The organism is Salmonella sp. SAL04202 (assembly GCF_046550775.1).
In the GTDB taxonomy this organism is placed as follows: domain Bacteria; phylum Pseudomonadota; class Gammaproteobacteria; order Enterobacterales; family Enterobacteriaceae; genus Salmonella; species Salmonella enterica.
Window position 1 is genome coordinate 82,081 of sequence record NZ_JBGDXK010000006.1, and the last position, 20,697, is coordinate 102,777.

At 54.3% G+C, this 20,697-nt stretch carries 18 protein-coding genes; 5 read left to right on the top strand and 13 right to left on the bottom strand.

What is annotated here, in order from left to right:
* Positions 1–199 precede the first annotated feature (199 nt).
* The 6 genes from nrfG to nrfA form a co-directional block, all read right to left on the bottom strand.
* The gene (gene nrfG / locus ACLJQJ_RS20315; protein WP_063809032.1) at positions 200–820 is read right to left on the bottom strand and encodes a heme lyase NrfEFG subunit NrfG; all 621 of its coding nucleotides are present in this window, start codon (positions 818–820) and stop codon (positions 200–202) included.
* Complete coding sequence (gene nrfEF, locus ACLJQJ_RS20320) at positions 817–3,039, bottom strand: heme lyase NrfEFG subunit NrfEF (RefSeq protein ID WP_063809033.1); 2,223 nt, start codon at positions 3,037–3,039, stop codon at positions 817–819. The genes nrfG and nrfEF overlap by 4 nt, the downstream gene beginning before the upstream one ends.
* Complete coding sequence (nrfD, locus tag ACLJQJ_RS20325; protein ID WP_023208375.1) at positions 3,032–3,988, bottom strand: cytochrome c nitrite reductase subunit NrfD; 957 nt, start codon at positions 3,986–3,988, stop codon at positions 3,032–3,034. Before nrfD ends, nrfEF begins: the two co-directional genes overlap by 8 nt.
* Entirely contained in the window at positions 3,985–4,656 is a 672-nt protein-coding gene (gene nrfC / locus ACLJQJ_RS20330; protein ID WP_001278035.1) for a cytochrome c nitrite reductase Fe-S protein, read from the bottom strand. The genes nrfD and nrfC overlap by 4 nt, the downstream gene beginning before the upstream one ends.
* Positions 4,653–5,219: a cytochrome c nitrite reductase pentaheme subunit gene (gene nrfB, locus ACLJQJ_RS20335; RefSeq protein ID WP_000115065.1), complete on the bottom strand. Its 567-nt coding sequence runs from the start codon at positions 5,217–5,219 to the stop codon at positions 4,653–4,655. Before nrfB ends, nrfC begins: the two co-directional genes overlap by 4 nt.
* A gap of 111 nt (positions 5,220–5,330) precedes the next feature.
* Entirely contained in the window at positions 5,331–6,767 is a 1,437-nt protein-coding gene (gene nrfA, locus ACLJQJ_RS20340) for an ammonia-forming nitrite reductase cytochrome c552 subunit (protein ID WP_063809034.1), read from the bottom strand.
* 431 nt (positions 6,768–7,198) lie between these two features.
* On the opposite strand from nrfA, the gene acs reads away from it, so the two are divergent.
* The 3 genes from acs to actP all read left to right on the top strand — a co-directional run bounded on the left by acs (position 7,199) and on the right by actP (position 11,357).
* Positions 7,199–9,157: an acetate--CoA ligase gene (acs, locus tag ACLJQJ_RS20345; RefSeq protein ID WP_021001033.1), complete on the top strand. Its 1,959-nt coding sequence runs from the start codon at positions 7,199–7,201 to the stop codon at positions 9,155–9,157.
* A gap of 239 nt (positions 9,158–9,396) precedes the next feature.
* A complete protein-coding gene (locus ACLJQJ_RS20350; RefSeq protein ID WP_063809035.1) occupies positions 9,397–9,711 on the top strand; it encodes a DUF485 domain-containing protein in 315 nt (104 codons plus the stop codon).
* A complete protein-coding gene (actP, locus tag ACLJQJ_RS20355; protein WP_000832536.1) occupies positions 9,708–11,357 on the top strand; it encodes a cation/acetate symporter ActP in 1,650 nt (549 codons plus the stop codon). Before ACLJQJ_RS20350 ends, actP begins: the two co-directional genes overlap by 4 nt.
* Before the next feature lie 38 nt (positions 11,358–11,395).
* Here actP and ACLJQJ_RS20360 read toward each other — a convergent pair whose 3' ends face one another.
* Together ACLJQJ_RS20360 and ACLJQJ_RS20365 are read right to left on the bottom strand one after the other, a co-directional pair.
* Positions 11,396–12,085 (bottom strand): LrgB family protein, encoded by a 690-nt coding sequence (locus ACLJQJ_RS20360; protein ID WP_001067096.1) that lies wholly within the window; start codon positions 12,083–12,085, stop codon positions 11,396–11,398.
* Entirely contained in the window at positions 12,078–12,488 is a 411-nt protein-coding gene (locus ACLJQJ_RS20365; RefSeq protein WP_000257347.1) for a CidA/LrgA family protein, read from the bottom strand. Before ACLJQJ_RS20365 ends, ACLJQJ_RS20360 begins: the two co-directional genes overlap by 8 nt.
* A 103-nt stretch (positions 12,489–12,591) precedes the next feature.
* Between ACLJQJ_RS20365 and ACLJQJ_RS20370 the strand changes: the two genes are divergently transcribed.
* On the top strand, positions 12,592–13,479 hold the full coding sequence (locus ACLJQJ_RS20370; RefSeq protein ID WP_000354962.1) for a LysR family transcriptional regulator: 888 nt from the start codon (positions 12,592–12,594) through the stop codon (positions 13,477–13,479).
* Positions 13,480–13,573: 94 nt separating this feature from the next.
* On the opposite strand, the gene ACLJQJ_RS20375 is transcribed toward ACLJQJ_RS20370, so the two are convergent.
* From ACLJQJ_RS20375 to soxR, 4 genes are all read right to left on the bottom strand, one after another.
* Positions 13,574–15,220 (bottom strand): Na+/H+ antiporter, encoded by a 1,647-nt coding sequence (locus tag ACLJQJ_RS20375; protein WP_000402189.1) that lies wholly within the window; start codon positions 15,218–15,220, stop codon positions 13,574–13,576.
* Positions 15,221–15,369: 149 nt separating this feature from the next.
* Positions 15,370–16,719 carry a guanine/hypoxanthine transporter GhxP gene (gene ghxP / locus ACLJQJ_RS20380; RefSeq protein ID WP_000106907.1) on the bottom strand — a complete coding sequence of 450 codons (1,350 nt, stop codon included), beginning with the start codon at positions 16,717–16,719 and terminating at the stop codon, positions 15,370–15,372.
* Between the two features lie 346 nt (positions 16,720–17,065).
* Positions 17,066–17,734: a glutathione S-transferase family protein gene (locus ACLJQJ_RS20385; RefSeq protein WP_000958575.1), complete on the bottom strand. Its 669-nt coding sequence runs from the start codon at positions 17,732–17,734 to the stop codon at positions 17,066–17,068.
* Positions 17,735–18,026: 292 nt separating this feature from the next.
* Positions 18,027–18,485 (bottom strand): redox-sensitive transcriptional activator SoxR, encoded by a 459-nt coding sequence (gene soxR / locus ACLJQJ_RS20390; protein WP_000412686.1) that lies wholly within the window; start codon positions 18,483–18,485, stop codon positions 18,027–18,029.
* 86 nt (positions 18,486–18,571) lie between these two features.
* Here soxR and soxS point away from each other — a divergent pair, with 86 nt between their 5' ends.
* Positions 18,572–18,895 (top strand): superoxide response transcriptional regulator SoxS, encoded by a 324-nt coding sequence (soxS, locus tag ACLJQJ_RS20395; RefSeq protein ID WP_000019483.1) that lies wholly within the window; start codon positions 18,572–18,574, stop codon positions 18,893–18,895.
* Here soxS and ACLJQJ_RS20400 read toward each other — a convergent pair.
* Positions 18,883–20,484 carry an EAL domain-containing protein gene (locus ACLJQJ_RS20400; RefSeq protein ID WP_000083651.1) on the bottom strand — a complete coding sequence of 534 codons (1,602 nt, stop codon included), beginning with the start codon at positions 20,482–20,484 and terminating at the stop codon, positions 18,883–18,885. The two genes, soxS and ACLJQJ_RS20400, sit on opposite strands and share 13 nt — an antisense overlap.
* Positions 20,485–20,697 lie beyond the last annotated feature (213 nt).

Sequence of the window (20,697 nt, forward strand, 5' to 3'; positions counted from 1 at the left end):
CCTTTCATAACAGGGCTTTTGGCTGTTTTTATGCATAATAACGCGAGTTTATGGCGTTAATGATGAATAACTATTTGTTATGGAAAGTTTTTTACTTCGTCAAAAACGAATAATACACTGAGGTAATTAATTTTTACTTGTGTCTCATTCGCCGTTTTTTTAAACAGCACACATGACAAAAGTCACAAAAAAGAAAAAATTATTTCTGCAGATTTTGTAACAATTTAGCCAAATTAATGGCCTCTACCAGCTGCGCGCGGTTCACTCGCGGCGAGTTGGCATCCAGTAAGGTTTGCCACAGCGACACGGCTTGCGCATAATCCGCCTGCATAAACGCATCCGCCGCCAGCAGCATCTGCGCGGTCACTTCTGTCGCATCCAGCGCTAACGCTTTATTAATCATTTCACGCGTCGCAGGCGTCATATGTTGCCCGGCCTGGTAATACAGCACCGTTGCCAGCGCGGCGAAAAGCTGCGCGTTATCGCCTCGCAGACGCAACGCCTGACGATATGCCAGCAGCGCATTGTCATACGCATTGCGATAGAGATAATACTCGCCCAGCCGCGCCCATTGCTCGCTATCCTGCGGATTGGCGCGGATTTTTTCTTGCAGCCTGGAAAGCTGCGCCTCTGGCGTTTGCGGGTTCGTAAAGTCACGTAGCGGATCGGCCAGACGCTGTTGCTCGCTACGCACAGCCTGCCATTTCGGCGTCATCAGATAGCCGCCGACACAGGCAGCCACCATCAACACCGCCGCAGCCGCCAGACGCTTTACGGGCATGGGACGTAACGGCGCAGTGGAGTGTTCAGACTGGCTCATTGTTCCCCCTTTTCTGCGTGCTGACGCTTTCTCACCCGCCAGACTACCACGCCCACCAGCAATAACAGCAGGTACGGCAGCGCCCACAACAGCAGCGTTTGCTCATTCAACGGCGGGTTGTAGCGCACAAAATCACCATAACGGTCGGTCATCCAGGCGGTGATTTCCGCTTCGCTTTTACCTTCGGCCACCATGCTGTAAACCTGATGGCGCATACTGACCGCCACGGGCGCATTGGATTCCAGCAAATTCTGGTTCTGACACTGCGGACAGCGCAGTTGACCGGCAATAGACAGCGCTTTTTCCTGCTGTTGCGGATTGTCAAAGCGCCAGGTATCCACCACCTGGGCGTGGGTGCTAAAAGGCAGAAAAATCAGAAAAGCCACAAGTAACATCGTCTTGCCGGATGGCGGCGTAAACGCCTTATCCGGCCTACCATGCTTTTCACTCGTAGGCCTGATAAGCGCAGCGCCATCAGGCAATAACTCAGGATGCTTCCTCCCCCGCCATCCGCTCAGCAGCGCGCCACACACCATCAACAATCCCCCACCCCAGATCCAGCGCACGCCGGTCTGCACGTATAAGCGCATGGCGTAACGATCCGGTCCGGTTTTTTCGCCCATCACTGCGTACCAGTCATGTAGCAGGTTCCAGTGAATCCCCGGCTCCATCATCTGTTGACGACGCGCGGCATAGAAGCGCCTTTCAGGCTGCAGGCTGCCAATGCGTTTTTCATTCCGCCACAACGTGATCCGCGCTTTTTCACTGGTGTAGTTGCCTTTGGCTTCCAGATCCAGACGCTCAAAGCGGAAAATGTAGCCCGCCAGTACCACCTGCTGACCGGGGCTGAGGTTAAGGCTGATTTCATGCCGACTGCCGCTGGAAACCATGATCCCGGCGGCGAAGATAAATACGCCCGTATGCGCCAGCAATGCCGGAAGCTGACAACGCACAGAGACTTTGCGGCTTCTGATTGTCGCCAGCACGATAACTACCAGCATCAGCAGGCCAAACGGCAGCGTGACGCGATTAAAATAGGGCGCGCCCACCGAAAGCCTTCCCCAGCCCATCAAACCATAAATCATGGGGTAGAGCGTCCCGACCAGCACGATCAACAAGACGGCGCTAAAGAGTAGCAGCGTCGCCAGAATGAGCGTTTCGCGCTTTCCGCCGCCCAAACGCGTCGCCGGATACGGCTCCCGTGCCCGCCAGCCGTACAGAGCAAGCGATGCCAGACTTAACGCGGCAAAAAGGATAAACAGCGGCACCGCGCGCACATTATCTAACGCAAAAGCATGGACGGAGAGCAGAATGCCGGAACGCACAATCAGCGTTCCCAGCAACGAGAGGATCAGCGTCAGTATCGCCAGCAGCAACGACCAGTGGCGGAAGCTCCCGCGCTGGCGGCTGACATACAGACTGTGCAGCAACGCGCTGGCGGCAAGCCACGGCAACAATGAGGCATTTTCCACCGGGTCCCAGAACCACCAGCCGCCCCAGCCCAGTTCGCAATACGCCCACCACGATCCGAGAATGATCCCCAGCGTCAGAGCGCACCAGCCGGGTAACGCCCAGCGCCAGCACACCCAGGCGGTTGCCGCGTTAAAGCCGCCGCACAGTAGCGAGGCCAGCGCTACGCTCGCCGCGGTCATCAGGCCGCCATAACCCAGATAGAGCAGCGGCGGATGTAAGATCAGCCCCAGATGTTGCAGCATGGGATTAAGGTCGCGCCCTTCCATGGCGGGAGGGAAAATACGCAGGAACGGATCGGACCACAGCACAATAAATAGCAGCAGCGAAGCCATAATGAGGGACAAGACGCTCAGGGTCAGCGGAAAAAGCGCGTCAGATTCATGCCGGGAGCGCCAGGCGAATAGCGCCGTCCACCCCGAAAGAAGCAGCGCCCACAGCAGGAGCGAGCCTTCATGACCGCCCCATACCGCCGCCAGTTTCAGTCCCCATGACAACTGACGATGGCTATGCTGCGCAACATAAACGACCGAAAAATCGCTGGTCAGAAAACAGCTAACCAGAATCGCAAACGCCAGTAGCAGCAGCGTGAACGCCGTCCACGCGCCGCAGGTCGTCAGGCGCATGACGCCGCGCCAGTGCAGCCCCATCCCGCACCACGTCGCCAGCGGGGTCAACACGTTGACCCCGAGACTCAACAACAGCGCCAGAAATCCGGCTTCAGGAAGGAAGATGTCCAGATTATGCAACCGTTAGCTGTCCCGCATAAAGAATGAAAAAGCGCAGCAGCAGCACGCCGGTCAAACTGGCGCCGCAAACGGCCAGCACGCCGTGAAACGTGACGCTACGATTTGCCCAGGGTTTCAGCAGCAGCGGGATAATCAATCCCAGCCCTACGACGCCGAGCCAGAACCACCAGCTCCAGAATCCGCCGCCCAGCGCCGCCGCCAGCGCGCGCATTTTGCCGTCATCGCCCAGCGCCAGCCCGATAAAAAAGGCCGCCAGCAGGAAGATCTCCAGCCATACCACTGGGGTTTCAATGCGATGTACAAAGCGCGCCTCGGTGCTGTGCGGGTTGCTACGATGGCGTAACGCCATAGCGATCAGCGCCACCGCCGCGCCGGAGGAGATGCCGGAGAACAGAAACAGCGCCGGCAGGATCGGGTTATTCAGGAACGGATAGGATTTCAGCGCCGACAGCAGAAAGCCGGTGTACGCCCCGAGCAGGACCGCCAGCACCAGCATTAACGTCTCCAGCGCGCGATGAAACGGCGTTATTAGCGCCAACACTTTCTGCACGATCTCTAACCGCGGCAGCCAACGCTGTTGCAGGGCAATCACCTCTTTTTCAAAGATTTTTGCCAGCCACAGCACCAGCACTACCATGTACAACTGGAACAGCATCACCCCCATCGACATCACCGAGGTAAAGCTGTAGTGGAACATCAGCTTCCAGAAGGTCCACGGACGCGTCAGGTGGAAGACCAGAATCAGCAGACCAAGAATAATCGCCCCCGGCCCTAACACCAGCGTAGTGCGCAACAGCGTGCTGTCCGAACCGCCCGCCTCCGGATGGAAGCGGCGCAGCAGAATCGCCAACGTAACCAGTCCGGCGGAGATGCCAATCAGAAACAGATAGATGGCGATGGGCCAGTCCCACACCAGTGATGCAAAATGAAATGCAGAAGCGGATGTCATTGGCTCACCTCCCCATAGTTAAAGGGAACGCGGTAGACCTTCGGTTTTGTGCCCAGCGCCAGCTTGTAACGATAGGTGGTTTTCTGCCGCAACAAACGGGAAATATCGCTGTTGGGATCGTCCAGATTACCAAACGTCAGCGCCTTCGTCGGGCATGACTCAACGCAGGCGGGCTGTTTGCCCGCTTTCAGGTTGGTTTTCCGGCAGAAATCGCATTTATCCGCCGTCTTACTGACCGGATGGATAAAGCGCACGCGGTAGGGACACGCGGCAATGCAGTACTGGCAGCCGACGCAAAGGTCCGGGTTCACGTCGACAATACCGCTGGCGGCATCGCGGAATGATGCGCCGGTCGGGCAGACGTCAACGCAGGGGGCATGGTCGCAATGCTGGCACGAGTGGCGGAAGAAGCGATATTTCACATCAGGAAACGTCCCCTGCGGCTCGCTGCGAATAATCGTCAGGCGCGATACGCCTTCCGGCACGTTGTTGACTTCCCGACAGGCATCCATGCAGGCCGTGCAGCCGATGCATAATGACTCATCGTGTACCATGCCATAACGCACGCCGTTAATATTCAACGTGTTCGCTACAACGCGTCCTGCCATCCCACTGACCACCGCCAGCGCGCCGACGCGGGTAATAAATTGACGTCGGGTGCAACTCATGGCTGCTCCTTAAGCAACGGAACGGACGCCGGGTTAAAGTGCGGGTTAGTACGCTGATCGCTGTGGCAATCCACGCATATTTTGATCCGCCCTTTCTCGCTTAGCGTCTGCATCGTGTCTTGCTGCGGATGCAGGGAATGGCAACTGGCGCAGGTCACTTTAGTAACATGAACATCGTGCGGCCAGAACGCTTTTTGCAGTTGTTCAGGCAAGTGGCAGGACATACAGACGCTGTTCTGCTGCTCTACCGTATACATCGGGTCGTTAAAACGCATCACATCTTTCACCCCTTCACGGTGGTGAAGCGACGGTTGACCGTGGCAGTTGGTACAGGTTATCGGCAATTTATTGTTCGGGTTGATAGCGCCCGTATGTTTACCGTGCATACCTTCGGTGTCCGGCTTGTGACAGTCCAGACAGGCAGCATCCGGATTACGCTGCTGGGTGACCGTCCAGCGTTGATCCGACTCCTGCGGCGTTGGCGTGGCAGTAATTCCACTCAGGCTCCAGAACAGGCCTGACGCCAGCACCCCAGCAGTTAATAACGAACGTAATACGCTCATATTCACTCCATTACATAATGCCTGATGGCGCGCAGCTTTAAGGCCTACAAGACTTCTGTAGGCCGGATAAAGCGCTTGCGCTGTCATCCGGCAAATTTGTCACATGTGAGGTTATTGGCTTAACAGACCGTTTTTACGCGCCTGATCTTCCCACTGCGGTACGACCGTTTTCAGGAAGTCCTGCTTCTCCGCGTTGATTTGTTGCATATTCAAACCAATCGCTTTCTGCGCCTTCTCTTTCGTCGAAATATCCGGCAGCGAAATTTCATGGGTAATGCCTTTGGTCGCCAGCAGTCGCGCCAGTTTAGTACGGGCATCCGCGGCTTTATCCATCGCACTGCCTAACATCCGTAGACCTTCTTCCGGGGCATGCATATGAATACCGTGTGACGCAATCGCCAGATCCCAACGCCACTGCGCGTGGCGAATATCGTTCAGAATCGGTTTCATTTCCGCGTCTGTCGCCCCCGCATCCCATGCGGCTTTCGCTTCGAAGTGCGCATGTACCAGCTGATCTTCAACCTTGATTTTCAGGTCATGAATCGCCTGTTTACGCTCGGCGACCACTTTTTGCAGGGACGCTTTGTCCTGGGTGTGGCAGTTGGCGCAGGTTTGCGCGAAATTGTCGAACGGGTTGCCGATTTTATGGTCGGTGTAGAGCTTGCCTTCGGCGTTCTGTACTTTCGGCATGTGGCAGTCGATACAGGTCACGTTGTTCTTACCGTGAATGCCCGCGCTCCAGGTTTCATATTCCGGGTGCTGCGCTTTGAGCATCGGGGTTTTCGACAGAGAGTTAGTCCAGTCAGAGAAGGCGATGGCGTCGTAGTATTGCTCCATATTTTCGACCTTCATGCCCTCATCCCACGGGAACTTAACGGCTTTGTTTTTACCGTCAAAGTAGTACTCCACGTGGCACTGACCGCAGACCATCGATTGCTGATCAAAGCGACCGGCTTTCTCAAACGGTTTGCCGATAGCCTCCATCGCCCGTTCAGCATAGGGGCGCGACAACGTTAACGCTGGCTTCCCCTGGGCGAAATCGTCCGACGCGGTGTTATGACAGTCGGCACAGCCCAAATCGTTGACAATTTCCGGGCCGCCTCGCGCCCATTTGCCATGGAAGTAGCCGTCTTCGCCTTCTTGTTGGATAAGGCGCGCGACATCGGGGCTTTTACAGCTCCAGCAGGCCATCGGCAGCGGGCCGTCTTCCGCCGTTTTTGGCGCGCCGGTACGCAGTGTTTCGCGCACGTCAGTTACCGCATACGCGTGGCCGCGTGGTTTGTTGTAATCACGGGAGAAGGGATAGCCCGCCCACAGGATCACCAGACGAGGGTCTTCCGCCAGCGCATCTTCACGGGCAGACTGTTCTGACGTCGCTTTCCATGACTGATATTGGTCGGGGTGTTGAGGCGCGAACATTTCATTTTTCGCTTCAACAGTAACGGTTTTTGCGGATTCAGGCGTTTGCTCAGCGTAAACAGAGGTAATGAAGAAAAAAGGAAATATAAGGCTGAAGAAACGGCGTGCGCGTAGTGTTTTCCTTGCCATAGAGGTCTCATCCAGATTGCGCCATTATCTTTAATGGCGATTTTTTATCGTTTTCCATAACAGCAACCGCACAAATACTGTTATTACATTGATCTCCTCTATGTGTAACAAATAACCACACTTAAAATGTTGTCTTTAATCAATTGTAAGTGTATGTAAAATACCACTTTAGAGTTAGTAACCTGGACAAAACTCCCTCTCTTTTCTGATTTCCGGACACGGATCACTTTTTTAAAAAATTTCATATAACGTCATGTTATCCCGAAAATTTATCTAATTTTGCGGGACACAATCAAAAAATAGATTGCTGCTTATTTGCACAGTTCCCTTTTTGCGTGATCTGTCGCCCAAATACTAAACAAAACTTATTAAGACCCTACATTTAACGTTTATGCGACATATTATTAACATCCTACAAGGAGAACAACAGCATGAGCCAAACACATAAACACGCCATTCCCGCCAACATTGCGGATCGTTGCCTGATAAATCCAGAGCAGTATGAGACTAAATATAAACAGTCTATTAACGACCCCGATACGTTTTGGGGCGAACAGGGAAAAATTCTCGATTGGATCACGCCGTACCAAAAAGTGAAAAACACCTCCTTTGCGCCAGGCAATGTGTCGATTAAATGGTACGAGGACGGCACGCTGAATCTGGCGGCGAACTGTCTTGACCGCCATTTGCAGGAAAATGGCGATCGCACCGCCATTATCTGGGAAGGCGATGACGCGTCGCAGAGTAAACATATCTCTTATCGCGAACTGCATCGCGATGTCTGCCGTTTCGCGAATACACTGCTGGATCTGGGCATTAAAAAAGGCGATGTGGTAGCGATTTATATGCCGATGGTGCCGGAAGCGGCGGTGGCAATGTTGGCCTGCGCCCGCATCGGCGCGGTGCATTCGGTGATCTTCGGGGGCTTCTCGCCGGAAGCCGTCGCCGGACGCATTATCGACTCCAGCTCGCGGCTGGTGATCACCGCTGACGAAGGTGTACGTGCCGGACGCAGTATCCCGCTGAAAAAGAATGTCGATGACGCGCTGAAAAACCCGAATGTCACTAGCGTTGAGCATGTGATCGTCCTGAAGCGCACCGGCAACGACATTGACTGGCAAGAAGGCCGCGACCTGTGGTGGCGCGATTTGATTGAAAAAGCCAGCCCTGAGCACCAGCCTGAAGCGATGAATGCCGAAGATCCGCTGTTTATCCTTTATACCTCCGGCTCCACCGGCAAGCCGAAAGGCGTGCTGCACACCACCGGCGGCTATCTGGTCTACGCCGCGACCACCTTTAAGTATGTCTTTGATTATCACCCTGGCGATATTTACTGGTGTACCGCCGATGTGGGTTGGGTGACGGGGCACAGCTATCTGTTGTATGGCCCGCTGGCCTGCGGCGCGACCACCTTAATGTTTGAAGGCGTGCCGAATTGGCCAACGCCCGCTCGCATGTGCCAGGTGGTCGACAAACACCAGGTCAACATTCTCTATACCGCCCCGACGGCCATCCGCGCGCTGATGGCGGAAGGCGATAAAGCCATTGAAGGCACCGACCGTTCTTCACTGCGCATTCTGGGTTCCGTCGGCGAGCCGATCAATCCCGAAGCGTGGGAATGGTACTGGAAGAAGATCGGCAAGGAAAAATGTCCGGTCGTCGACACCTGGTGGCAGACTGAAACAGGCGGTTTTATGATCACGCCGCTACCAGGCGCTATCGAACTGAAAGCCGGTTCCGCCACCCGTCCTTTCTTTGGCGTACAGCCTGCGCTGGTGGATAACGAAGGCCATCCGCAAGAAGGCGCGACGGAAGGCAATCTGGTCATCACCGATTCCTGGCCGGGCCAGGCGCGCACTCTGTTCGGCGATCATGAACGTTTTGAGCAGACCTATTTCTCTACCTTTAAGAATATGTATTTCAGCGGCGACGGCGCGCGTCGCGATGAAGACGGCTATTACTGGATCACCGGTCGCGTGGATGACGTGTTAAACGTCTCCGGCCACCGTCTGGGTACGGCGGAAATCGAATCGGCGCTGGTGGCGCATCCGAAGATCGCCGAAGCGGCGGTGGTGGGTATTCCACACGCTATCAAAGGCCAGGCGATTTACGCTTATGTGACGCTCAACCACGGCGAGGAGCCGTCGCCAGAACTGTACGCGGAGGTGCGCAACTGGGTACGTAAAGAGATTGGCCCGCTGGCGACGCCGGACGTGCTGCACTGGACCGACTCACTGCCAAAAACCCGTTCCGGCAAAATTATGCGCCGTATTTTGCGCAAAATCGCGGCGGGCGATACCAGCAATCTGGGCGATACTTCGACTCTCGCCGATCCTGGCGTGGTGGAGAAACTGCTCGAAGAGAAGCAGGCCATCGCGATGCCGTCATAACCATAAATGCCGGATGGCAACGCGAACGCGTTTTATCCGGCCTACGACCCTACCCCTGCCCTCTCTCAAACCGGGAGAGGGAAATATAAAAAACCCTCCCCCAAAGGATTTCGTGTTACAGGAAGGCGGCAAGCGAGCACACCCTCAGCAGCATAGTTCACTATGTGGCTGGGGCGCGCGAGTGCGGCCAGCGCGCCTGTAGCGCGAAAGACGCAGGGGGACCTCTGGAGAGCTCTGTGATGAATGACCAAATTTATCAGCGGATAGAAGACTGTGCGCGTTTCAGGGAATTAGTTGAAAAACGGCAACGGTTTGCCACGATTCTGTCGGTTATCATGCTGGCGGTTTATATCAGCTTTATTTTACTGATCGCCTTCGCGCCTGGCTGGCTGGGCACGCCTCTACATGCGGGAACCAGCGTCACCCGAGGAATTCCCATTGGCGTCGGGGTGATTGTGATTTCTTTTGTGTTAACCGGAATTTATATCTGGCGGGCGAACGGCGAATTCGATCGTCTTAATAACGCCGTACTGCATGAGGTGAAAGCATTATGAAGAGAGTTCTGACGGCGCTTGCCGCCGCACTCCCCTTCGCCGCTCATGCGGCGGATGCCATTAGCGGCGCGGTTGAACGCCAGCCCACCAACTGGCAGGCGATTATCATGTTTTTGATTTTCGTCGTGTTTACGCTCGGTATTACCTACTGGGCCTCTAAACGCGTACGTTCCCGTAGCGACTACTACACCGCAGGCGGCAATATCACCGGGTTCCAGAACGGCCTGGCGATTGCCGGCGACTATATGTCCGCCGCGTCATTTCTCGGCATTTCAGCTCTGGTGTTTACCTCCGGTTATGACGGGCTGATCTATTCGCTGGGCTTCCTTGTCGGCTGGCCAATCATCCTGTTTTTGATTGCCGAGCGCCTGCGTAATCTGGGACGTTATACTTTTGCTGACGTTGCCTCTTATCGCCTGAAACAGGGGCCAATCCGTATTCTTTCGGCCTGTGGCTCCCTGGTAGTGGTGGCGCTTTATCTCATCGCCCAAATGGTCGGCGCCGGTAAACTGATTGAACTGCTGTTCGGCCTCAACTATCACATCGCTGTGGTGCTGGTCGGCGTGCTGATGATGATGTACGTGCTGTTCGGCGGGATGCTGGCGACAACGTGGGTGCAAATTATCAAAGCCGTCCTGTTGCTGTTTGGCGCCAGTTTTATGGCCTTTATGGTGATGAAACACGTCGGCTTTAGCTTCAATAATCTGTTTACCGAAGCCATGGCGGTACACCCGAAAGGCACGGCGATTATGAGCCCAGGAGGATTGGTGCAAGATCCGATTTCGGCATTGTCGTTGGGTCTGGGACTGATGTTCGGCACCGCCGGCTTGCCGCATATTCTGATGCGTTTCTTTACGGTCAGCGATGCCCGCGAAGCGCGCAAGAGCGTGTTCTACGCCACCGGTTTTATGGGCTATTTCTACATTCTGACCTTTATTATCGGTTTCGGCGCTATCATGCTGGTGGGGGCGAATCCCGCCTATAAAGATGCGGCGGGCGCGCTGATTGGCGGCAATAACATGGCGGCGGTGCATCTGGCCAACGCGGTAGGCGGCAACCTGTTCCTCGGCTTTATTTCGGCAGTGGCGTTTGCCACCATTCTGGCAGTGGTCGCCGGTCTGACGCTGGCGGGCGCATCGGCGGTGTCGCATGACTTGTACGCCAACGTGTTCCGCAAAGGCGCAACCGAACGTGAAGAGCTGAAGGTGTCGAAAATCACCGTCCTGGTGCTGGGCGTGATCGCCATTATCCTCGGCGTCCTGTTTGAAAATCAGAACATCGCCTTTATGGTGGGCCTGGCGTTTGCTATCGCCGCGAGCTGCAACTTCCCCATCATTCTGCTTTCCATGTACTGGTCAAAACTGACCACGCGCGGCGCTATGCTGGGCGGCTGGTTAGGTTTACTGACAGCGGTGGTGCTGATGATTCTTGGCCCTACCATTTGGGTGCAGATCCTCGGCCACGAAAAAGCGATCTTCCCGTATGAGTATCCGGCGCTGTTCTCTATCAGCGTGGCGTTCCTGGGGATCTGGTTTTTCTCGGCCACCGATAACTCGGCAGAAGGCAACCGTGAACGTGAGCAGTTCCGCGCTCAGTTTATCCGCTCCCAAACGGGATTCGGCGTACAACAAGGGCGTGCGCATTAATCTTACCGTTTCCTCCGGCCCCGTGGGTCGGAGGAAAATCAGAACATCACCCTCGCCACCAGCGGGGCTGCCAGCACCATCACCACGCCGGACAGCATCATGACCAGACTGGCGACGACGCCCTCCTGCTGACCAAGTTCATAGGAACGCGCTGTGCCCGCCCCATGTGACGCCGCGCCGAATCCTGCCCCTTTTGCCATGCCTTCCCGGATAGAGAGACGCAAAAATAGCGCGTCGCCGACCGCCATGCCAAACACGCCAGTGACGACCACGAACAGCGCTACAAGATCCGGCTGCCCGCCCAGGGGTTCTGCCGCCGCCAGCGCAAACGGCGTAGTCACGGAACGTACCGCCAGACTACGCTGAATCTCATCCGATAACGTGAACAGACGCGCCAGCCAAACGGAACTGGTGACCGCCACCACCGTCGCCGTCACTACGCCCGCGGTGAGCGACATCCAGTGACGTTTGATAATCGCGAGGTTATCGTACACCGGCACCGCAAAGGCAATGGTCGCCGGGCCGAGCAGCCACAATAGCCAGTGCGATTCACCAATATAGTTTTGCCAGGAGATATGACCGAACACCAGCATTAACACCAGCAGTGCCGGCGTCAACACTAATGGCATCAACGGCAGTTTGCGAAAACGGCGATACAGACGCTTATTGGCGAAGTAAATTCCCAGCGTAATCACCAGGCACAGTACGCTTAACTGAACGTTATTCACGGTTTAGCCTACTCATCTCATAGCGATACACTTTATCCACCACCCACGCCGTCGCGCCGAGTACCATTAAGGTACTGATCGCTATCACCGAGAAAATGCGCCAGCCGTCCACCAGTAACAGATGGGCATAGTTCACTACCGCCACGACGGCGGGAACAAAGAATAACAGCATCTCCGCCAGCAGCCAGCGTGCGCCTGCGCGTACCCAGCTAAGCGGAATAATCCGGCAAACGATCAGCGCCAACATAAGCACCATGCCGACCAGATTCGCGGGCAACGGCAGGTGCAGCCAGGAGACAAGATATTGGGAAAAAATGAATAAACCTGCATAGAGCAGTACCTGAACCGGTACCTGGAGTCGTTGCACAACGGCAGGCGTAACGCGGCTTATCGCCACAGCCATGAGGGAATGTCCTGAAAAATAATACGGAGCGCCAGTATAGAGAACCTCCGTCACGGGCAGAAATGAATTAAAATCATTGCAGGCATAGTCGGAAGGAATAATCATGGATATCAGAACGCTGCGTTATTTTGTCGAGGTGGTGCGCCAGCAAAGTTTCACCCGCGCAGCGGAGAAGTTATTTGTCACCCAGCCCACCATTAGCAAGATGCTGAAAAATCTTGAAGATGAGCTTAACTGTACGCTACTGATCCGCGACGGACGTAAGTTATTGCTGACCGATACCGGACGCGTGGTGTTTGAACGCGGTCTGGCGATCCTCGCTGAGTTTCGCCAGTTAGAGGCTGAGTTGAGCGATATTAACCATCTCAATAAGGGCGTGCTGCGGCTGGGTATTCCCCCGATGGTCGGCATGTTGATGGCCGGGCCAATCAGTTTGTTTCGACAACGCTACCCTGGCGTTGAACTCAAAATTTCGGAGTTTGGCGGCCTGACGGTACAGCAGGCGGTAATGAATGGCGAGCTGGATGTTGCGATGACCGCGCTCCCGGTGGAAGAAGCGAGCGGGCTGACGACGTTATCGCTGTTCAGTCATCCGCTGTGCGTGCTGGTTCCCCGTTCCGGTCAGTGGACAACCTGCGACTCCATCGCGCCTGAAGCTCTGGCGGAGCATCCTCTTCTTATCTATAACGAAGACTTTGCCCTGAGCCGCCAGTTGATGACCTTATTTAGCCAGCATGACGTAAAACCACGGATTGCCGTGCGCAGCGGGCAATGGGATTTTCTCGCCGCCATGGTGCAAGCGGGCGTCGGCATCGCCATTTTGCCGGAGCCGATTTGTCAGCGTCTGGATAAGGCCACGCTGCGCTGGCTACCGCTGGAAAGCGATCTCCGCTGGCAGTTGGGCATGATTTGGCGAGAGGGCGTGTATCTGTCGCACAGCGCCCGGGCATGGTTAACCTGTTGCGAAGGGTTTTGGCTGAAACAACCGTAAGCCATGGGTTAAGACCCTTGCCGGATGGCGGCGCAAGCACCTTATCCGGCCTACTTGTAGGCCCGGTAAGCATGGCGCCACCGGGCCACAAGGACTACTGATTTTCTATCAGTAGCGCTTCCATCAAATCCAGGTCGTGCAGCAGCTTTTGCAATGTTTCATTGCTGATTTCTCGCGTGGCGCGCAGATGATACAACTCGGCGCGTTCGGAACGCAGCGCCGCCAGACGGAAACGTCGCTCCAGGTTTTCTTCCTGTATGGAGCTTTCGACATCGTTTCGCCCATCGGCACGGCGACGCAAGTTACCAATGACACGCGAGCTTACTTCAGTAAGCAACTGATTATCGATGTTTTCTTCGGTATCCGCCGCCAGACGCTCTTCCATTTTCTGAATGGCAACAATCGCCACTTCCGCCGTCGCCGCGCGGGCGATACGCTCCTCTTTCAACTGTTGCGCATGATCGGCGACTTCCAGATGTTGCAACAGCAGCGGCAGCATGATCACGCCGACAAACAACGAGAACAGAATGACGCCAGCCGCCAGGAATACCAGTTCATAACGCGCCGGAAATCCGCTGCCATCCGGCAAAAGTAACGGTATAGAGAGCACACCAGCCAGGGTGATCGCCCCACGAACGCCAGCGAAGGAGGCAATCAGAATTTCACGCGACGTCCAGCTGGCGAACTCCATCGGTTTCTTCTTCAAAAAGCGCAGGCTGAACTTTTTCATGGTCCACAGCCAGCCGAAGCGAACCAGCATCAATGCCGCATAAATCAGCACGATATCGGTAAAGAGCATCCAGGTTTCGACATTCGGGTCAGCTTCCGCCGCCGCCAGCGAAGATTCCAGAATACCCGGCAATTGCAGTCCCAACAGCAGAAAGACCATACCGTTAAAGACAAATTCCAGCATCGCCCAGGTACTGTTCGCACGCAAACGCATTGCCAGCGGCGCGCGGCGCATTACGCCAGAACGGGTGATGGTCATCCCGGCGGCAACCGCGGCCAGGATGCCTGAGACGCCAATATGCTCGGCAATCAGGTAAGACGCGAAGGGCAGCAGAAACAGCAGGACGATTTGCGTCGCGGGTTCATCGCCGCCCCAGCGGCTCAAAAAACGCAGCGAGCGGCCATACAGCCAACTGACCACAAAACCCGCCAGAATACCGCCGATAGCGACCTTAAAAAATTCCAGCGTCGCGCCGCCGACGGTAAAGACCATCGTCCCCATCGCCACCGCGACGGCGAATTTCAGCGATACCAGACCGGAGGCGTCGTTCATTAACGCCTCTCCCTGCAGAATGCCCATGATTTTTTTCGGGATGCGCCCCTCGCCCACAATTCCGGAGAGCGCTACCGCATCGGTCGGCGACAACACGGCGGCCAGCGCAAAGGCGGGGATCAGCGGAATGCCGGGCACCAGCCAATAAATCAGGAAGCCGATTCCCACGACCGTTACCAGGACCAGCGCCAGCGCCAGCCCGAAAATCTCTCGTCCATGCTCAAGAAATTCACGAGTCGGCGTCTTCCAGCCATCCGCAAACAGCAGCGGCGGAATAAACAGCACCAGGAAGAGTTCCGGGTCGAATTCCACATGCAAACCAAACGTCGGCCACGCCAACAGCGCGCCAATGGCGATCTGCATAAGGGGTAAAGGAAGCTGGAAGGGTAATACACGCGTAAATACCCCCGACAGCGAGACCACAAGGGTCATGATGAGTATTGTGAAGAAAATTTCCATGCGTTCCCTGTTTGCGATGTTTTTTATGATGGAGAAAGGCATCATGCCTCGGTTTCACCTTCTTCAGATTAACGCAAAAGGTAACGTGATGTGTCCTGAAAATGAAAACGGGCGACCAACGCCGCCCGTTTTTCAGAATGAAGGCAGAACTAGATAGCCCAACCGCCGGCATAAAAAGCGACCAGCGCGACCGCAATGACGACAGTTCCGATATTCAGCTTACGCCATTCGCCGGAAACCAGACGCCCGACGACCAGCGTGGCAAAGCCGATCATAATCCCGGTGACAATGTTACAGGTCAGTACAATAAATACAGCCGTTACCAGCCCCGCCATCGCATCGACGAAATCAGCAAAATCGATTTTCGCCACGTTACTCAGCATCAGCAGACCGACATACATGAGCGCCGGGGCAGTTGCGTAGACGGGAACGAGATAAGAGAGCGGCGAAAGAAACAGGATCAGCAAAAACAGCACGCCCACGGTAATCGCCGTCAGGCCCGTTTTACCGCCCGCCGCCGTACCGGCCGCAGATTCGATATACACCGCGGCTGGCGCTGCCCCGACCAGGCCGGAGAAAACGCTACTCAGGGAGTCGGTGGTTAACGCTTTGCCGCCATCGATAATTTGTCCGTCTTTGTCCAGCAGATTAGCCTGCCCTGCGACCGCACGGATCGTGCCGGTCGCATCAAACACCGCCGTCATCACCAGCGCCAGTACGCTTGGCAGAACGACAGGGTTTAACGCGCCCATAATATCCAGGCTGCCGATCAGTGAGTTGCCGTTTTCATCGCTCAACGAAGGCATGGCGAAAATGCCGGAAAAATGGACGTTAGGATCGAAGAGCAAACCCACAATAGAAATGCCAATAATGGTCAACAGAATGCCGCCGGGGACTTTCAGCTTTTCCAGACCGAGAATAACAGCCAGCCCTACAAGCGACATAATCACCGGGAAGGTGTCGAAATCGCCCAGCGCGACCGGCAGGCCATCCAGCGGGTTTTTAATGACCAGGCCGACGCCGTTGGCGGCAATCAGCAACAAAAACAGGCCAATACCGATACCGGTTCCGTGGGCCACGCCCTGTGGCAAGTTACGCAAAATCCAGCTACGAATGCCGGTGGCGGAGATAACGGTAAACAGTACGCCCATCAGGAATACGGCGCCAAGCGCGACCGGGACGCTAATATGCTGCCCCAGGACCAGGCTAAACGCGGTAAACGCCGTCAACGAGATAGCACAACCGATAGCCAGCGGCAGATTCGCCCATAGCCCCATAACAATAGAGCCGACGCCTGCGACCAGGCAGGTCGCTACAAAGACGGCGGCAGGCGGGAACCCGGCTTTACCCAGCATCCCTGGCACCACGATGACGGAGTAAACCATCGCGAGAAACGTGGTTAAGCCAGCAACGACTTCCTGGCGAACGGTGCTCCCGCGTTGTGAAATTTTAAACCAGGCGTCGAGTGAACCGCCGGTACGCGCTGAAGGCGTAGACATAGAAAACATCCCCTGAGAATTTATTATTCGTCGGTATACGTGGGAGGTAATCCACTAACAGCGCAACGTTATCTCCTTGTGCTACATTTACGACAACCGGGGCGCCGCAAAAAAGCAAACGTTTAGCTCCACGTATACAAAACGGGTGGCAAAAAAAAGCAAACGATTATCCAGCGATCATCAACGCTTTTTCAACTGAACTTTGCCGCTTTTTATGCTTTTCTGCTTAGTATGCACAATAAATCGCCAGACGATGCGCAAACGTTATCGTCCCTGCGCAATCCAGCAACAATTTTTCGCATCGCTGTTAGCAAATACGTTGCGCAATCTGCTCACAAAAACACCGTTATCCGCCGGGAATGGTAAACGGACCGCCCTGCTGAATCGCTCGCTGCCAGGCTGGACGCATTTCTACCCGCGCTTTCCATGCGTTGATATGGTCGAGATGAGCGATCCCGCCTCGGGCAAGCAGCGCAAATAGCGGGAAGCTCATCTGGATATCCGCCATACTTAACTGCTCTCCGGCAAACCAGGGGTGATTTGCCAGATGCCCGTCAATAAAGCGCGCATGGGTTTCCAGTTGCGGATTAAGGTACGCTTTTTGCGCGCCCTTACCGATAACGCCGCCCAACGTTCGCAGACCCAATGGTACCGGCGGTTTACCCAGAGAGGTAAAGAGCAGCCTCATCAATAGCAAGGGCATGAGCGAACCTTCAGCGTAATGTAGCCAGAATCGATAGTGTTGTTTCCCCTGCGCATCCGCAGGTTTAAAGCGTCCGATACTGTCGTAAGTGTCCTGCAAATATTCCAGGATGGCGCCCGATTCCGCAATAACCATACCGTGATCTTCGATAACCGGAGACTTGCCCAGCGGATGCACTTTTTTCAATGCCGGCGGCGCCAGCATGGTCTTTTCACGCTGGTAACGCACAATCTGGTAAGGCAACGCCAGCTCTTCCAGCGCCCAGAGGATGCGCTGCGAACGAGACTGATTTAAATGGTGCACCGTCAGCATGGCTGTCTCCTGTAAGGTATGCCAACTAACTATAGAAAATTATGGCAGTTGCCGTAAAAATTTCGGCTAAAAAATCAGCATTTCGCTGGCGAACAGGGCGTCGTCGCTTACACTTACAGTATCAACACAAACCGGAACCTCCACCACGTGCTCGATATGAGGGGTGTTGACGTCGGGGGAAACCCTCCTGTAATCAGCGGGATAGAGCGAAAGACAAAGACCGGAAACAAACTAAAGCGCCCTTAGCGGCGCTTTAGTTTTAGGTGAACTCAGCCCGATGGCCGAGTGCATGTTAATCATCTTCAAGCAGCCGGGCACCCGTCCCGTGTTCGCCGAGCCTGTCGCCTGGATTTCGCAGCGGACAGTCGCTACGCGATAAACAGCCGCAGCCGATACAACCGTCCAGCTCATCGCGCAACGCCACCAGCGTATGAATACGTCGGTCTAACTCTTCGCGCCACTGCGAGGAGAGCTGCTTCCACTCTTTCGCGCTTAACGTATGTCCTTCCGGCAAGATACCAAACGCGTCGCCGATAGTTGCCAGCGGGATGCCGATACGCTGGGCGATCTTGATAATCGCGACATAACGCAACACGTCACGCTTGTATCGCCGTTGGTTACCGCTATTACGGATACTGGTAATTAGCCCTTTGCTTTCATAGAAGTGCAGGGCGGACACAGCAACACCGCTACGTTTCGCAACTTCCCCCGGCGTCAGTAAGGCTTTTAAACGGGGAGATTTTTTTTCCATAAATCGCTTTACCTCAAGTTAACTTGAGGAATTATACTCGCCCGCAGACAAAACGACGAATCGAATACTGTTTAAGAGGCAACAATATGTCGCATCAGCAGATAATTCAGACCCTTATCGAATGGATTGATGAACATATCGACCAACCGCTAAACATTGATGTGGTGGCAAAAAAATCGGGCTACTCCAAGTGGTATTTGCAGCGGATGTTTCGTACGGTAACGCATCAAACATTAGGCGAGTATATTCGCCAGCGCCGTCTCCTGTTGGCGGCCGTTGAGCTACGAACGACCGAGCGCCCGATTTTTGATATCGCGATGGACCTGGGCTATGTATCGCAGCAAACCTTCTCGCGTGTATTTCGCCGCGAGTTCGATCGCACTCCCAGCGATTACCGTCACCGCCTGTAGGGCGTCTGCCCGCGTATCGTCAGAGGCGCGGGCGTTTGTTGTAACCAGGCGATGAATTCCTGCGGTGGCAACGCCTTCGCAAAGTGCCATCCCTGACAATACTGAACGCCGCGTTTTAGCAACCAGCTAACCTGTTCAGCCGTTTCAACCCCCTCAGCAATGATTTTTAGCCGCAAACTTTGCGCCATTTCAATAATATGTTCCACAATCAAATGGCTGGCGCTATTAGTGGTTAGCGTGTCGACAAAAGATTTATCAATTTTTAAAAGGTCGACATTTAATGAGTACAGGTTATGCAAGTTCGAATAGCCGGTACCAAAGTCATCAATTGCCACCTCGTATCCCGCCTGGCGAAACGCCTGAATAATCGGCGTCATTTTAGGCACATCAATAAATCCGCGCTCAGTCACTTCAACCTTTATCTGTTGCGCAAGCACTGAATGCTGACGCGTTTTTTCATGAATCATCACAATTAGTCGGGAAGAGAGAAAATCGGCGGCAGAGAGATTGATAGAGACATAAAGATGCGGGTGCGCGGCCAGAAAACCACCTAAATCATTAAATACCTCTTCGACGACATAATCGGTGATCTGCTCAATCATCCCCTCTTTTTCCGCCAGCGGAATAAATTCGCACGGGCTCATCACCGGACCGTGATAGCCCGGCCAACGCAATAGCGCTTCGGCACCTACACATGTCCCATTTCGGATATCAATGATCGGCTGATAATGAAGGCAAAGCTGGTGCCTGGTAATGGCCCGTTGCAGCAATCGACGCGGTGAGTAATATGCCTGCCGGGATCGTGACCACATAAATAAGACGATAATGCTACAGATGATCCCTAACGGTAGCGTTAACGTAAGCTGATGAAAGAGGTTCTGGTAAAAGCGTTGCTTTGAGGTTGACACAATCGCGGCAACCGGTCGTTTTGCTGATTTAACCAGAGTATAAAAACGCTCACCCTGTTGGAACACAGGTTCACTCCGTCGTACCAAAGGTAATAGCTGATCAGCCTGCGCCTGTTCACTCAGGGAGAAAAAGGTGTTGGTCACCGTATCATACATTCCCCAGGCCAACGCCGGATCGTCTGACATCACCTCGCTATAAGATAAGGGATTGATAACCGCGACATAGTTTCCCCGCTGCATATATGTCATTTTATAACCGTTGAAAAAAGGCGTATCACGATAGTAATAAATAGCGATGTCAGGCTTTCGTTTATAGTCAGCGCGGGGAATAAAATAAGGACTTGTTGGCGTCATAACCGTAGAGCATAGAAAACGCTGGCCCTTAGCATAAATCAACTCATTAATGTACAAACGACCGCGGATAATATTCAGCATTCGCTGTTGATGGGCTGGCGTACAGGCTTGCCCCTGATATTGTTCAGCGGCATCGCGGGCTAAATCTGCTTGCAGGATAACCCGCTCCGTTTTATCTAATACCAACTGCGCAAATGAATGTAACTGATTTCTGGTTTCAGAGACTGCCCGGATATGAGCAAACCAGATCGCCAGCAATACAGGAAGTAACACCACAATGATCGTTCCGAGAAATCTCAACACCTTGCGTCGTGTGCTTTGACTCATTTTCAGCCTATTTCCCTGCATTATTTGTGACTATTATTGGCAAAATAAGACGTGAACCAAATGGAGGTTTACGGTGCATGAATTTATCAATATTAGCAACAGACTTTTACCGATCAACATTTATCATTAATAACTACGCGCAATCTCTTTCGCATACCAGGCAGGACGCTAAATATTTTTGATAATATCAGATTTATACTCAAGTAAACGATG